The sequence below is a fragment of the Methylophilus sp. genome (genome assembly GCF_052437885.1).
In the GTDB taxonomy this organism is placed as follows: Bacteria; Pseudomonadota; Gammaproteobacteria; order Burkholderiales; family Methylophilaceae; genus Methylophilus.
This window is the reverse complement of the sequence record NZ_JBQVPB010000001.1, coordinates 105,881-119,653: the sequence shown is the minus strand read 5'-3', so window position 1 is coordinate 119,653 and position 13,773 is coordinate 105,881. Positions and strand designations below refer to the sequence as shown.

Annotated in this window: 14 protein-coding genes; 4 read left to right on the top strand and 10 right to left on the bottom strand. The window is 53.6% G+C overall.

What is annotated here, in order from left to right; genetic code table 11:
• Positions 1-39 precede the first annotated feature (39 nt).
• The 4 genes from ACT6RZ_RS00555 to ACT6RZ_RS00540 form a co-directional block, all read right to left on the bottom strand.
• Positions 40-564, bottom strand: a complete 525-nt coding sequence (locus ACT6RZ_RS00555) for an adenine phosphoribosyltransferase (RefSeq protein WP_444700243.1) — start codon at positions 562-564, stop codon at positions 40-42.
• 117 nt (positions 565-681) lie between these two features.
• On the bottom strand, positions 682-2,472 hold the full coding sequence (aspS, locus tag ACT6RZ_RS00550; RefSeq protein ID WP_444700242.1) for an aspartate--tRNA ligase: 1,791 nt from the start codon (positions 2,470-2,472) through the stop codon (positions 682-684).
• A 33-nt stretch (positions 2,473-2,505) separates the two neighbouring features.
• Complete coding sequence (locus ACT6RZ_RS00545; protein WP_444700241.1) at positions 2,506-3,105, bottom strand: DUF502 domain-containing protein; 600 nt, start codon at positions 3,103-3,105, stop codon at positions 2,506-2,508.
• 18 nt (positions 3,106-3,123) lie between these two features.
• Entirely contained in the window at positions 3,124-3,399 is a 276-nt protein-coding gene (locus tag ACT6RZ_RS00540) for an FmdB family zinc ribbon protein (RefSeq protein ID WP_444700240.1), read from the bottom strand.
• Positions 3,400-3,529: 130 nt separating this feature from the next.
• Between ACT6RZ_RS00540 and ACT6RZ_RS00535 the strand changes: the two genes are divergently transcribed.
• On the top strand, positions 3,530-3,724 hold the full coding sequence (locus ACT6RZ_RS00535; RefSeq protein WP_444700239.1) for a hypothetical protein: 195 nt from the start codon (positions 3,530-3,532) through the stop codon (positions 3,722-3,724).
• A 38-nt stretch (positions 3,725-3,762) separates the two neighbouring features.
• Here the strand turns inward: ACT6RZ_RS00535 and ACT6RZ_RS00530 are convergent, their stop codons facing one another.
• Positions 3,763-4,122 carry a glycine cleavage system protein H gene (locus tag ACT6RZ_RS00530; protein WP_444700238.1) on the bottom strand — a complete coding sequence of 120 codons (360 nt, stop codon included), beginning with the start codon at positions 4,120-4,122 and terminating at the stop codon, positions 3,763-3,765.
• A 240-nt stretch (positions 4,123-4,362) separates the two neighbouring features.
• On the opposite strand from ACT6RZ_RS00530, the gene pbpG reads away from it, so the two are divergent.
• Positions 4,363-5,436 carry a D-alanyl-D-alanine endopeptidase gene (gene pbpG, locus ACT6RZ_RS00525; RefSeq protein ID WP_444700481.1) on the top strand — a complete coding sequence of 358 codons (1,074 nt, stop codon included), beginning with the start codon at positions 4,363-4,365 and terminating at the stop codon, positions 5,434-5,436.
• Between the two features lie 685 nt (positions 5,437-6,121).
• On the opposite strand, the gene metH is transcribed toward pbpG, so the two are convergent.
• Together metH and ACT6RZ_RS00515 are read right to left on the bottom strand one after the other, a co-directional pair.
• Positions 6,122-9,910 (bottom strand): methionine synthase, encoded by a 3,789-nt coding sequence (gene metH, locus ACT6RZ_RS00520; RefSeq protein ID WP_444700237.1) that lies wholly within the window; start codon positions 9,908-9,910, stop codon positions 6,122-6,124.
• Positions 9,911-9,968: 58 nt separating this feature from the next.
• Positions 9,969-10,670 (bottom strand): DUF2490 domain-containing protein, encoded by a 702-nt coding sequence (locus ACT6RZ_RS00515; RefSeq protein WP_444700236.1) that lies wholly within the window; start codon positions 10,668-10,670, stop codon positions 9,969-9,971.
• An 83-nt stretch (positions 10,671-10,753) separates the two neighbouring features.
• Here ACT6RZ_RS00515 and ACT6RZ_RS00510 point away from each other — a divergent pair, with 83 nt between their 5' ends.
• Positions 10,754-11,134 carry a CidA/LrgA family protein gene (locus ACT6RZ_RS00510; RefSeq protein ID WP_444700235.1) on the top strand — a complete coding sequence of 127 codons (381 nt, stop codon included), beginning with the start codon at positions 10,754-10,756 and terminating at the stop codon, positions 11,132-11,134.
• Entirely contained in the window at positions 11,127-11,867 is a 741-nt protein-coding gene (locus tag ACT6RZ_RS00505; protein WP_444700234.1) for an LrgB family protein, read from the top strand. Before ACT6RZ_RS00510 ends, ACT6RZ_RS00505 begins: the two co-directional genes overlap by 8 nt.
• A 91-nt stretch (positions 11,868-11,958) precedes the next feature.
• On the opposite strand, the gene ACT6RZ_RS00500 is transcribed toward ACT6RZ_RS00505, so the two are convergent.
• The 3 genes from ACT6RZ_RS00500 to ACT6RZ_RS00490 form a co-directional block, all read right to left on the bottom strand.
• Positions 11,959-12,471 (bottom strand): DUF3106 domain-containing protein, encoded by a 513-nt coding sequence (locus ACT6RZ_RS00500; RefSeq protein WP_444700233.1) that lies wholly within the window; start codon positions 12,469-12,471, stop codon positions 11,959-11,961.
• Positions 12,472-12,532: 61 nt separating this feature from the next.
• Positions 12,533-12,904, bottom strand: a complete 372-nt coding sequence (locus ACT6RZ_RS00495; RefSeq protein WP_444700232.1) for a DUF3619 family protein — start codon at positions 12,902-12,904, stop codon at positions 12,533-12,535.
• Complete coding sequence (locus tag ACT6RZ_RS00490; RefSeq protein WP_444700231.1) at positions 12,901-13,485, bottom strand: RNA polymerase sigma factor; 585 nt, start codon at positions 13,483-13,485, stop codon at positions 12,901-12,903. The genes ACT6RZ_RS00495 and ACT6RZ_RS00490 overlap by 4 nt, the downstream gene beginning before the upstream one ends.
• Positions 13,486-13,773: the final 288 nt, after the last annotated feature.

Genomic DNA, 13,773 nt, shown 5'->3' with positions numbered 1-13,773 from the left:
TAGTACAAAACTTGTTGCGTACAAACTAATACGCTGCAATCAATGCCCTGAAAATTGACACAGGGCAAATCCGTGTACACCGGCGGCGGCCAATTGCTGCATGCCGCCGAGCTCGGGCAGGTCGATGACGAACGCTGCCTGCGCTACCACGCCGCCTAATTGACGGACTAAAGCCACCGCCGCCAGCGCGGTGCCGCCGGTGGCGATCAGGTCATCCACCAGCAGGATGCGCTCGCCCGGCGCTATCGCATCCTCATGCACTTCCAGCGCGTCACTGCCGTACTCAAGCAGATAGGGTTGTGAAATGGTGGCCCAGGGCAGCTTGCCGGGCTTGCGCGCAGGCACAAAACCGGCCCCCAGCCTGACTGCCAGCGCCGCGCCTATGATAAAGCCACGCGCCTCCATGGCGACCACCTTATCAAACTGATGGCTTGCATAGGCCTGGCCAAGCGTCTCAATCGCTGCCGCAAACCCTTGTTTGTCCTGCAACAGGGTGGTGATATCCCTGAACTGGATACCCGGTTTCGGATGGTCCGGGATAGTGCGTATCAATGCCTCAAACATAGCCACCTTCAATAGTCACCTTCACTTGATCTGAAATAAAAAAGCGCGCCCGGATGGACGCGCTTGGCATGAAGCCTGGCCAGTGCGGCATTGCGGACAATGCCGATACCAGTTTGATCAGCTGGCAGCGGTATTCTGCTGACGTACGCGTATATGCAACTCGCGCAACTGCTTCTCATCCACCTCGTTAGGGGCATTGGTCATCAGGCACTGCGCGCGCTGCGTTTTCGGGAAAGCGATCACATCACGGATAGATTCAGCGCCTGTCATCAAAGTCACCAGTCTATCCAGGCCAAAAGCCAGGCCGCCGTGCGGTGGTGCGCCGTATTGTAGGGCGTCCAGCAGGAAACCGAATTTCTCCTGCGCTTCTTCCTTGCTGATCTTCAAGGCATCGAATACTTTTGATTGTACGTCCTGCTTATGGATACGCACAGAACCGCCACCCACCTCCCAGCCGTTCAACACCATGTCATAAGCTTTGGACAAGCAGGCGCCCGGATCGCTGACCAGCAAGTCTTCGTGGCCGTCTTTAGGCGCCGTGAACGGATGATGCAAGGCCACCCAGCGGTCATTCTCTTCATCATGCTCAAACATGGGGAAATCAACCACCCACAATGGTGCCCACTGGCGTCCATCGACATGGCCTTTTTCGTGACCGACTTTGCTACGCAATGCGCCCAGCGCTTCGTTGACGATCTTGGCTTTATCGGCACCAAAAAACACGATATCGCCGTTTTGCGCACCTGTGCGCTCAATGATGGCCTGCAGCGCATTGACGTGTATATTTTTGACGATAGGGCTTTGCAGGCCTTCTTCGTTCAGCTTGGTAATATCGTTGATCTTGATATACGCCAGGCCTTTGGCACCGTAGATTTTGACAAACTCGGTGTACGCATCGATCTCGGAACGGCTGATAGCCGCACCGTTAGGTACGCGGATCGCCGCCACGCGGCCACCGGCCATATTGGCTGCACCGGCAAACACTTTAAAATCGACATCTTTCATGACATCGCTCAGCTCGGTGATCTCCAGCGTCACGCGCATATCCGGCTTGTCTGAACCGTAACGGTTCATCGCTTCACTGAATGGCATACGCGGGAACTGGGCTGGCAGATCCACATCCTGCACCTTTTTCAGCATGCGGCGTATCATTTCTTCCACCAGATCCATGATGTCGTTTTCTTCAAGGAATGAAGTTTCGATATCCACCTGGGTGAATTCAGGCTGACGGTCTGCACGCAGATCTTCGTCACGGAAACATTTGGTGATCTGGAAGTAACGGTCAAAACCGGCCACCATCAACAATTGCTTGAACAATTGCGGTGATTGCGGCAAAGCAAAGAACTGGCCGTGATGCACGCGTGAAGGCACCAGGTAATCGCGCGCACCTTCAGGAGTAGAGCGCGTCAGCATAGGCGTTTCCACTTCGATGAAACCGTTATCATCCAGGTAATCACGCAGGTTTTTTGCGACTTTATAACGCAGCATCAGATTCTTCTGCATGGCCGGGCGACGCAGATCGATATAGCGATGTTCCAGGCGCACGGTTTCAGTCAGAGTGTCATCATCGAGCATGAATGGTGGCGTCAATGAAGCATTCAGTACTTCGATCTCAGTCGCCAGCATCTCGACTTCGCCGGTAGGCAGATTGGTGTTGACTGTGCCTTCTGGGCGGGCGCGCACTTTACACACCACGCGCAGCACAAACTCGTTACGTACGGTTTCTGCGATAGAAAACGCCTCTTTGGTGTCCGGGTCGATCACGATCTGCGCCAGGCCTTCACGGTCGCGCAGATCAATAAAGATCACGCCGCCGTGGTCGCGACGCCTATGGGCCCAGCCACACAGTGTCACGGTTTGTCCGATATGTTCGCGGTTCAGGTGACCGCAGTAATGTGTACGCATCATAATAATTTTTATAGAGTTAAAAGGGTTTTGCGATTAATGCTGTTTTGGCAAAGGCGCCACTGTACCCATGCTAATGATGTATTTCAAGGCTTGATCCACACTCATATCCAGCGTGATCACGTCAGCTTTCGGCAACATCAGGAAAAAACCCGAAGTCGGGTTAGGCGTGGTCGGCACATAAACGCTGACATATTCACCTTGCAGGTGATTGGCCACATCGCCGCCTGGGGTGCCGGTCAGGAAAGCGATGGTCCATACGCCTTGCCGTGGATACTCGATCAACAGTGCCTGACGGAAGGCATTGCCGGAATCCGAGAACAAGGTGTCCGACACCTGCTTGACGCTGGAGTAAATGGATTTCACCACCGGCACGCGTATCAGCAGGCTTTCCCATAATTCTATCAATTGCTGGCCGAAAATATTGGTCGCCACCAGGCCAGTCGCCAGCACGATGACTACCGTCAGGATCACACCAAAACCAGGGATATCTATGCCGAGCAAGGCAACCGGGCGCCAGGAGGTAGGCAGCAGGAACAGGCTCTGGTCCAGCGTCTGCACTAAAGTTTTGAGCACCCATACCGTAATGAATAACGGAACCAGCACCAGTAAGCCTGTAATGAAATATTTTTTCATGGTGATTGCTTTTCGCTGTTAGTGACAGGCACAACCGGTAGCGCACTTGGCACCGCTGGTAGCTGTTTCTGTACTGGCAGACTCAGTGGCCTTGCTGCTTGTTGCAGAACTGCCATTTTTAAAATCGGTCGCGTACCAGCCACTGCCGCTGAGCTGGAAATTCGGTGCGGAGACTTTTTTAGAGAAAGTCTGCTGTTTGCATTGCGGACATTCGTCCACGCTGGGAGCAGAAACTTTGCGCATCAGCTCTTGCTGATGACCGCATTCGCTACATTGGAAATCGTAGATAGGCATATGTAAACGCAACCCGAAAGACAACTTGCTGAAAAAGATTTACTAAGCGGCAAATTATACCTGATTCGCGCTGCAAAACATCAAAACAGCCGCGATGTAATTGAATTAAAAAGACTTTAAGGACACATGCATGCAACAAACAAATGTTAAAACCGTGGCACTTTCCACCCTGTTTGTATTTTTGGGATTCGTCAGCCGCGACCTGAATGCGCACCATCAACGTTTGTCATTGCATAGCACACCGCAAAAACCGCGCACATTCGCGGTAGCAGTCACCGATCTGCTCTACGCCGAACCTACACTGACGATACGCAAGCTGAAATAAGCCGCTGCTCTCAAACCAGCCAGGCTGGCACCTGCGGGTCAGACTTGCGCTTCGTAGGTCGTCTGGTCCAGCAATGCTTCAACGCCAGTGGCATTGGCTTCCAGCTTGAATATCCAGGTCGCGTAGGGGTGGTCGTTCACTTTTTCTGGTGCAGATAGCGCTTCGTCATTCACCGCCAGCACTGTGCCTGCCAGAGGCGCATACAGATCAGAACCGGTTTTCACCGACTCGATCAGGCCGCAAACTGCAAACTGTTCGACCGCCTGGCCGACCTTGGGCGGGTCGATAAACACCACATCACCCAGCATATTTTGCGCATATTCGCTGATACCGACCAGCCATACCCCATCTTCTGCTTGCGCCGCCCAAGTGTGTTCTTTAGAAAAGAGGTATTTCAAGCCTGTTGACATATGAATAGAATTCAAAAAATGAGGTGATAATAATTGTGCCATAGTCTATTAGCCACACCAAAGCTTATTCCGCATTCACTTACAGCAACACTTGTTGTAAAGGTTTAATTTTTTACACTAAAAAATTGCGATAAGTGATTGACGCTGAATAATAACTGGGCAATAATAAAACTGGTTTCTGGAAGGTGGATTATGAGTTTTTTCAAGCATTGTCTTAAAGTTTTACTGGTGAGTTCCATCGCTTTTGCGCCAGCAGGCCAGGCGATCGCAAAATCCCCAGCCAAAAAACAGACTGTCTCTGCCAGCAAACATAAAAAAACCAGTGCGCGCGTGTCGTCCGAATATCGCGTCAACCCGAGCAAAACCAAATCCATGCGCCCAACCAAGGTGCATGCCAGAAAACTTGCCAAACCTGCAGCCGATGCAGAGATGTTTGATTCATTTGTAGGCAAATCGAGCAACAGCAATCTGGCGATCGCTTCAACCAAAGCGCTGGTGATGAACCAGAATACGCACGAGATCATCTACTCCAAGAATTTAGACACCCCCACCCCTATCGCCTCTGTCACCAAACTGATGACCGCCATGGTGGTGCTGGACGCCAAACTCAACCTGAATGACGAAGTCTCCATCACCGAGATGGACGTAGACTACCTGAAAGGCACCTCTTCACGCCTGCCGGTGGGCACCACTATGACACGTGAAGACCTGCTGAACCTGGCATTGATCGCTTCAGAAAACCGTGCCGCTTCGGCTTTGGCCACCCATTACCCGGGCGGCAAACAACGCTTTATCCAGGACATGAACGCCAAAGCCGCCAGCCTGGGCATGATGAACACCCACTTTGAAGACTCTACCGGCCTCAACAGCAACAACGTCTCTACCGCGATGGACCTGGCAAGAATGGTACATGCGGCTTACCAGTACCCGATGATACGCCAGATCACCACCACCTCTGATTACGACCTCAACGTACACAGAAGGCAGCCGCTACATTTCCACAATACCAATGCACTGGTCAGGGAAAGCACCCACAGCAGCTGGGAGATAGGCTTATCAAAAACCGGTTACATCAGTGAAGCCGGACGCTGTCTGGTGATGCAGGCAACGATTGCCGGAGAACCGCTGATCCTGGTGTTGCTGGATTCTGTCGGCAAACTGACCCGTATCGGCGATGCCAAACGTATCAAAAAATGGATGGAACACAATTACAGCACCCTGTCTTCGCAGAACAAAGGCGGCGGCGACATCGTGCTGACCGGCTTATCCATGAGCAAGACTCTGGGCGAAGACGCTAACTGATCAGAGCGCACGTACAATAAAGTCCGCGAATGTCGCGGACTTTTTTATTTCCCCTACTCCAGCCCCAGCAATGCACCAAAGCGTGATGCCATCTGGCGAACTCAATTTGCTAATAGCGCGTAGTGGTTTTTAACGGGCCCCTATCTGACGCGCCGAGTAGCGCAGTCAAAATAAGGAGGAAGGGAGCGACTGTCTGAGCTCCGCGGTGGCCTGCGTCTTGTGCAGGCCGCTAGGGCGAGTTTCGTGACCGCTTATGCCTAAGTCCGGCAAAGCAACGGACGAAAGTCCTAAGTTGAGCAACGCAGGAAACAAGCGGAAGCTAGGGTGCATTTCTTTTGGTTACGTTTTCTTTGGGCAAACAAAGAAAAGTAACTCGCCGAGGGGCGAAATAAAATGCTAAACCAAAGCACTAAACCACCCCAAGAAATACCTACTAGAACTCTCATAGCTAGTGCAGTACTTGCTCTCTATTGTATCCAAGCCATGCATGACCCTTGCCTGTATTCCGTCCTCCGACGGAATGACAGGCAGTTGAAGTGCTGATTATCTGCGCATACGCCAGCGTGCTCGGAAATCTAAAACGCGGCACCGTTTTTTTCCACACCCCGCCTAAGAACGACCTACGCAAACTTCCAATAGCAAAAAAGCGTGCTTCTCAGCACGCTTTTCATTCTGGCAGTTAGCATCAACCCAGGTTAGGCGCCAACCATCTCTCCAGCCATGCCTTCTCCACCTGCCGCCGCTTGGCCATGTCTTCCACCTGATCATCAGCGATCTTGTCCACACTGAAATACCTGGATTCAGGATGCGCCAGGTAGAAACCACTGACCGCCGCTGCCGGCAACATGGCGTAGCTATCCGTCAATTGCATGTCTATCTCTTCGGCCTGCAACAGCCTGAACATATCGGCTTTCACCGTATGATCCGGGCAGGCAGGGTAGCCCGGCGCCGGGCGTATGCCCTGGTATTTTTCCTTGATGAGGGCTTCACTATCCAGCTGCTCGCTTGCGACATAGCCCCACAAGTCTTTACGCACACGCTCGTGCATATACTCGGCAAATGCTTCCGCCAGACGGTCAGCCAGTGACTTGAACATGATGGCGTTGTAGTCATCGTGGTTCTTTTCGTAGTCAGCCAGGCGTTTTTCCATGCCCAGACCGGCGGTGACGGCAAACAGGCCTATATAGTCATCTACCCCTTTAGGCGCAATAAAATCGGCCAGGCACTGGTTAGGCCGTGCCACACCGTCTATCACCGGCTTCTGTGTCTGCTGGCGCATGCCATACCAGGTCAGTGCTACCTGGCTGCGGGATTCATCGGTGTAGATCTCTATATCATCACTATTGACCTGATTGGCCGGGAACAAGGCGATCACGCCATTGGCAGATAACCAGCGACCATCAATGATGCGTTTCAGCATGGTCTGCGCTTCGGCAAACACTTTGCTCGCAGCTTCACCGACTACCTCATCTTTGAGGATGGCGGGATAAGGCCCTGCCAGATCCCAGGTCTGAAAGAACGGGCCCCAGTCTATATATTGGGCGATCAGCGCCAGGTCGATATTCTTGAACACCCGCCGACCAATGAATTTGGGTTTTACCGGCTTGCCCGCTGCGGAAAAATCGACTTTGGCAGCATTGGCGCGCGCATCGGCCAGGCTCAGCATAGGCACGCCTTTTTTATTGGCGTGCTGGTGGCGTGCTTTGGCATAATCGGCCTGTATCTCGGCCAGGTAAGCGCCGCGGGTTTCCGGCGTCAGCAGGTTTTGCATGACGCTGACCGAGCGCGAAGCATCCGGCACATAAATGACCGGCCCTTCGTAATGCGGCGCAATCTTCACCGCGGTATGCGCGCGTGAAGTGGTCGCACCACCTATGAGTAAGGGGGTCTGGTTTTCAACAAAGTGTGGGTCGCGCTGCATTTCCCTGGCGATATAAGCCATTTCTTCGAGCGACGGTGTGATCAGGCCACTCAAGCCTATGATATCGGCATTCTCAGCCTTGGCCATGGCCAGGATCTCGGCGGCGGGCACCATCACGCCCATATTCACCACTTCGAAGTTGTTGCATTGCAACACCACCGAGACGATGTTTTTGCCGATATCGTGCACATCGCCTTTCACCGTGGCAATAACGACCTTGCCCTTGGGCTTGGCCACTATACCGGTGCGACGTTCTTCTGCGGCTTTTTCTTCCTCAATAAACGGGATCAGGTGCGCCACAGCGGATTTCATCACGCGCGCCGATTTCACCACTTGCGGCAAAAACATCTTGCCCTGGCCGAACAGGTCCCCGACCACATTCATGCCATCCATCAGCGGGCCTTCAATCACATGGATAGGGCGGCCGCCGCTGTTCATCACTTCCTGGCGCACTTCTTCGGTATCGGCCACGATAAAGTCGGTGATGCCATGCACCAGCGCATATTCCAGTCGTTTGCTCGCAGGTACCGGGCTTTCGGGCGTGCCGCGCCAGGCCAGTGTGGCTTCAACCTTTTTGCCACCGGCAACCAGGGTACCGGCGATTTCTATCATGCGCTCTGTCGCCGCCAGCGGATTGTCCGGGTCTACCACACGGTTCAGCACCACGTCTTCTACGCGCTCGCGCAATTCAGCGGGGATATCGTCATAGACGCCGACCATACCGGCGTTGACTATGCCCATGGTCATCCCGGCCTGGATGGCGTGGTAGAGAAATACGGTATGTATCGCTTCGCGCGCGGGTTCGTTGCCACGGAAACTGAAACTGACGTTGGAGACGCCCCCGGAAATGCGCGCATAGGGCAGGTTCTGCTTGATCCAGCGCGTGGCTTCGATAAAGTCCACCGCGTAGTTGTTGTGTTCTTCGATACCAGTGGCAACGGCAAAGATGTTGGGGTCAAAAATAATGTCTTCCGGCGGGAAACCCTGGCCTACCAGCAGATCATAAGCGCGTTTGCAGATCTCGGTTTTGCGCGCATAGGTATCGGCCTGGCCGGTTTCATCAAACGCCATCACCACCACGGCGGCACCATAGCGCTGGCACAGTCTGGCCTGGCGCAGGAATTCGGTTTCGCCTTCCTTCATGGAGATAGAGTTAACGATGGCTTTGCCCTGCACACACTTTAGGCCGGCCTCTATCACTGCCCATTTGGACGAATCTATCATGATAGGCACGCGCGCGATATCCGGCTCGGAAGCGACCAGATTGAGGAAATGCGTCATCGCCTTGACCGCATCCAGCATGCCTTCATCCATATTGATATCGATGACCTGCGCGCCGTTTTCTACCTGCTGGCGGGCGACACTGAGCGCTTCTTCGTATTGCTCGTTGATGATCATGCGCGCAAACGCTTTGGAACCGGTGACGTTGGTACGCTCGCCTACATTCACATACAGCGAGTTCTCATCGATGATAAAAGGCTCCAGCCCGGACAGTTTGGTGGTGACTGGCAATGCAGGCACCTGGCGCGGCGGCAGACTTTTGATCGCCTGATAGATGGCGTTGATATGGTCAGGCGTGGTACCGCAGCAGCCACCGGCGATATTGATAAAGCCGCTGTCGGCAAACTCCTTGACCAGGCTGGAGGTCACATCCGGCGTTTCGTCAAAGCCGGTATCTGACATCGGGTTAGGCAAGCCAGCGTTAGGGTAGATGCACACAAAAGTATCTGCCACCTTGCTGAGCTCTTCGGCGTAAGGGCGCATCAGCGTCGCACCCAGTGCACAGTTCAGGCCTACCGTCAGTGGTTTCACATGCCGCACAGAATGCCAGAACGCAGTCACGGTCTGACCGGAAAGGATACGGCCGGAGGCATCGGTCACGGTGCCTGAGATCATGATAGGCCAGGTCTTGCCCTGCTCTTCAAAGAAAGTCTCTATCGCAAACAAGGCGGCTTTACAGTTAAGAGTATCAAAAATGGTTTCCACCATCAGGATATCGGCGCCACCATCGACCAGCCCGCGTATCTGCTCGTGGTAAGAGTTCACCAGCTGGTCAAAACTGACGTTACGGGCGGCCGGGTCATTCACATCGGGAGAAATAGAAGCGGTCTTTGGCGTAGGGCCTAGGGCACCGGCAACAAAGCGCGGCTTGTCCGTTGTGCTGTATTTGACGCAGGCGGCCTTGGCCAGCTTGGCCGCCTCTACGTTCATCTCATACACCAGGTGCGCCATATGGTAATCGTCCTGCGCGACGCTGGTGGCGCCGAAAGTATTGGTTTCGACGATGTCGGCACCCGCAGCCAGGTATTTCTCGTGTATCTCCTGTATCACCTGCGGCTGGGTCAGTGTCAGCAGCTCGTTATTGCCTTTGACAAACAGCTCGCGCTCACCGGGCGGACCCTGAAAATCCTTGAAACGCTCGCCACGGTAATCAGCCTCGGTCAGCTTGTATTGCTGGATCATGGTCCCCATCGCGCCATCCAGGATCAGGATGCGTTTGGCCAGGGCTGCACGTAGCCATTGCTCGGTGGTGGAGACTGACAGTTGCGTCATGCGTATCAACTTGAAAATAAAAGCGCTATTTTAACACAGCGGGTTTCAAGCTCTGCTGCTAGAAATTGAAGCGGAAAGTCGTCATCAGGACATGGTTCTCGCGGTCTACCGTGCGCGTGTTGATGTACTGGTTGAGATAGCCGGCATCGACATTGGAAAAGTCGTTGAATTTCCAGTTGATACCCAGGAACAGGCGGTTCTGGTCTATGCCACGGCGCACGCCCCACTCGGTCTGGTTAAAGTTGATGAACAACTCGTCATACACCAGCCATTGCAATTGCGGGTGCAGCGTACTCGGCGTGGTGGCCCTGACCATTTGCCGCATGCGGTGCCCTACATCCTGAAAATCTTCACGGCGGCGCTGTTCAAAGCGCGTGCGGCTGGTCAGGGTGATAGACGCCACTTCGTCGAACTGGTACTGAAACTGTTCCCATAAGCGGTTCTCCCGAAAGCTGGATTGCCCGGCAGGGTGAGTGATCACCGTGTCGTAACCCAGCCAGACGCTGGATTTGGGGTTGAATTTGTAAAACACCGCCGGGCGCAGGATAAGCTGGTCAAAGTCGCGCCCTTCCTCGCGCCAGCGCGGGTGCGTATCCATGCTCCAGTAAAAATTGTCTGCCGGAAGCTTGCCCTGGGCGTACACGCTGAGCCAGTAACGGCCGTCTTCTTCAGTCTCGGCGAAGACGGGCGCGCTAGCGAGCAACGACAGCGGCAAAAAAACACGGTTTAAAAAAATATGGTCGAATCGGGAAAATGACATTAACATCGCGGCATTCTATTGGTATAAATCAGCATGGCAACAAATCGGCTGCCGTTGAGCGGCCGGCTATGTAAGGGGATTGCATGATATCAGGTTTGGTTCAACTCTTTTTGTGGCAGGGCCTGGGCGAGCTGCTCAGCAAATTCTTTCTGCCCGGTATTCCGGGGCCGGTGCTGGGCTTGCTGTTATTACTGGCATTTTTATGCCTGAAAGGCCAGGTAGATAACGACCTGGCCAACGTGGCAGATGCTTTCCGCCAGCATCTGGGATTACTGTTCGTGCCGGCTTCGGTCGGCGTGCTGCTGTTCCTGCCCGAGTTACAGACGCATGCCCTGGCGGTAGGCACTGCCTTGCTGGTCAGCGTGGTGCTGACCATTGCGGTGACGGCCATCGTGCTGAAAGTGTTCTGGTATTTTTCGCTCAAGCGTAACAAGGGCATCAGCAGGGAGCAGCGCCATGAATAACCGCATCCCTATCTCTGAGATCTGGGTCTACCTGTCGGGTGACCCGCTATTTGCGCTGATCATCACCCTGGCGACCTACCAGCTGGGCTATTTGCTGTATGTGCGCGCCAAACGGCATCCGCTGGTCAACCCGGTGGCGATTGCGGTGATACTGACCTGTTTGATCATTGATACGCTGGATATGCCGTATGAGAAATACTTTGAAGGCGCGCAGTTCGTGCACTTTCTGCTGGGGACGGCCACTGTGGCTCTGGCGGTGCCTATCTACTACGGTTTCAAGCGCATGCAGGGCAAGATCTTCCATATCTGGGTGGCGCTGACTGCGGGTAGCACGGTATCGATAGTCAGCGCCGTCGCCATCAGCAAACTGATGGGGGCTTCTGACAATATTGTCGGCAGCATGTATGCCAAATCAGTGACTGCCCCTATCGCCATGGGCATAGCCGAACGGCTGAGTGTATCGCCCACCCTGACTGCCGTGTTCACTGTGATCACCGGCATGCTGGGCGCTATCCTGGCGCCTTATATCCTCAACGCGAGCAAAGTGCAGCAATGGTGGATACGCGGTACCGCTATCGGTGTCGGTGCACACGGCCTGGGGATCACGCGCGCGTTCAGCGTCAATGAAGAAGCCGGCATCTATGCCAGCATGGCCATGGGACTGAACGGGGTGATCAGTGCGATCGGGCTGCCTATCGTATTGACCTACTTAAGGCCATATCTGGGCTTTTAAAACTGGCAACGGCTGGGCCCAGCCAGAAACATCATGCGCCAGATGGCTTTAGGCCAGCCTGAGAGCCAGCCTGCCTGGTGGCTAAATCGTTCTAAGGCTCGGCGCCGTCGAACTCCGGGTCATAGCCCTCGCTGGTCGCCGCTTTACGCTGATGCTCTTTCCACTGTTTGCGCAGCGCCTCTTTCTTCTCCGGCGTCAGACTCTGGAACTGCTGATAGCGTTTACGCGCATTTTCACGCTCGTAAGGCGTCATGCGGCTCCACTTGACCAGCTGCTTTTGCACACGCTGCTGTTTCTGCGCGTCCATTTTCGGGTATTGGTGGGCGATATCCAGCATCTTTTCACGCTGCCAGGGACGCAGGGTATCCCACTCGGATTTTAATGGCGCCAGCACCATACGCTGCTGCTCGGTCAATTGCGCCCAGGTCACATTGGCAGCTGGGTCATCGGGTGACAGGTCATTCTTGATCGCACCGATATCCGCCATTGCCAGCATTGAAGTGCCAGGATGAACATCTGTCGACCCTGCCTGCGCGGCATGCAGACTGCCCGCTACACATAAAGACAATACCACCCAGCCTAATACCAACGAATGATTTCGCATCACTTCTCATTGTTCCATTGATTTAATACACACCATTGATTTGATACACATACACTGAAAGTCAGATATGCTCTGAATAATGCCAGGGCTCAAAGCCGTTATCGACGAACGCCTCTACCGGCAAGTCTGCACTCAACAGCATGGCATCATCACTATGCTGCGCAGAGACCATCAACACACCGACCACCAGGCACACAGACAACGCGGCTGCGCCCATCATGCGTGGATGGCCGAATGACGCCCACGACAAAATGTCACCCACTGCTGGTGACGTTCGTTTAGTCTCGGCAAAGCGCCTTAAGGCAGCCTGCCTGGCTTCAGTTAAACGGGTTTCAACCTCTGCGGATAATGGCTGGACATCATTTTTCAGTAACTCCACACATTCGCGCAAAGGGAGTGGCAAGTCGTCTTCCGGATGACGTTGTTTACTCATGGCTTTACTCCTCTTTTTTGCAACTTCTGGACGCCGAGACCGGCCTGGCCTAATGTCAACGACAAAGCACCGACCGCGCGTGAGCAATGTGTTTTGACACTTCCCTCCGAACAACCCATCGCGGCCGCAGTTTCGGCTACATCCAATTCTTCCCAATAACGCAATACGAATGCTTCTCGTTGACGTGCTGGTAACTTTTCTAGCGCTTTTTCAATCAAGTTCATGGTTTGCGAGCGCTGCAACTGTTCAGAGGGGTCAGTTTCGGGCCCTTCTACATCTATGGTTTCCAGCAGGTCGAATTCTTCATCATCCTGCGGACCAAAAGATGAAAATAAAGAGGTCCATAAATTACGTACCTTTTGCCTGCGCCAGAAATCGCGCGTGGTATTCTGCAAGATACGCTGAAACAGCATGGGGTATTCCGCTATCGGTTTATTGGCGTATTTGTCTGCCAGTTTCAGCATCGCGTCCTGCACGATATCCAGCGCTGCATGGTCATCACGCACGGCATAGGCGGTTTGCCTGAATGCCCGCTTTTCAATATGACATAAAAAATCTGATATTTCTTGCGCACTCGCCACTACAGTTCCTAATCCCCGAGATAATCAAAGTTTTCAACTCGACGATCACTGTCACTCCGCTGCAGATATGTTTGTTATTGGCAGTCAAAGAAACAGGTATCGTTTATCTCCCTGTTGCTCGGAGTATATCAGTTTTAATTTTATTACTGATAGAATAAGGCTTGATGGCTGCACAACGATGGTTTACCTGATGACACCCAAACAAGAATGCACTCAACTACATGACTCGCAGCATGGCACGCAGCCGCATCGCTGGCCTGTGACCCCTGCTGACCGGGAGCCTGTGTG